This is a genomic window from Ursidibacter sp. B-7004-1 (genome assembly GCF_053654055.1).
On record NZ_JBSIUP010000076.1, the window covers coordinates 1 to 1,169 of the forward strand.

General features: G+C 40.5%; 1 pseudogene. It reads right to left on the reverse strand.

The features are described 5' to 3' along the window. A pseudogene (locus ACWIW0_RS11275) lies at positions 1-676 on the reverse strand (hypothetical protein); the annotation flags it as partial. Positions 677-1,169: the final 493 nt, after the last annotated feature.

The following is a 1,169-nucleotide window of genomic DNA, read 5'->3' on the forward strand; positions in this document are numbered from 1 at the left end:
GGTCACCTGTAGGACCTTTGTCGCCTGTAGGACCTTGCTCACCTGTAGGACCTTGGTCACCAGTAGGACCTTTGTCGCCTGTAGGACCTTGCTCACCTGCAGGACCTTGGTCACCTGTAGGACCTTTGTCGCCTGTAGGACCTTGGTCACCAGTAGGACCTTGGTCACCTGTAGGACCTTTGTCGCCTGTAGGACCTTGGTCACCTGTAGGACCTTTGTCGCCTACAGGACCTTGTGGACCTGCTTCACCGGTAGGAGTTGTTGCGGGGGCTGCTGGGCTTGGCTCACTTGTAGGGGCTGGTTCTGCTGCTGGCTCTACTGCATCATTAGTTGAACTATTTGGCTCACTAGATGGCAATGTTGCTCGTAGTTCAGGTGGAAGAGTATCTATCAGCGCAAAACCAAAGTTAAAGATGTCAATGCTTGGATTTTCCTCGCCTTCAGTCTTTCTTGTTCTTATTAGAGTTTGTCTTTTTACTCCATCTTCTTCATCAAACCGAAAGCCATCATCGAGCATGGATTGTATATCTTTATAGTCACCATAATCGATAACATACACATATCGATCATTGGGCTCAAATTCTGGAATGCCTCTCAAGATAAATGCGGCATTAGTTGAAGTAGTCGCTCCTAAAGCCAGCAAAATCGCTAAACTTAATTTAGATTTATTAAACATAAATTGTTCCTATTTATTTATTGTTGTGTATTTAAAACGGGATAATTGCTTAAATTACCCTTGTAAAAAATTAGATAAAGAAAACTTTCCAATTCTAAAAAAAAAAAAATGCAAGCCCCGCTTTAAATAAATGGCAAAATTTTTTACAAACCTATAATCCAAATGATTTGACTGACGTTTAATAGCATTGATGAGTTTAAATTCAAAAGCGTACTCTGCCGAATGTACAGAAAGAAAAATCAGAGAGAGGGTAAACGATGAGATGTTTTTGAAAATTGTGTGTAATAGATAAAAGGTGTAATGGACAGAATGGTTGCTAAAAAGTGTATTAAGACACTTATAGTGTCGCAGATTATTGACGAACTTATTTCGTGTAGGGTGGGCTTAAGCCCACCATTTTGTAACTTATTGATTTTAAAGATGGTGGGCTAAAGCCCACCCTACAGATTTTACGTTCTTTTGAAGTTTGTCATCAGTCTGAGACACTTATAGT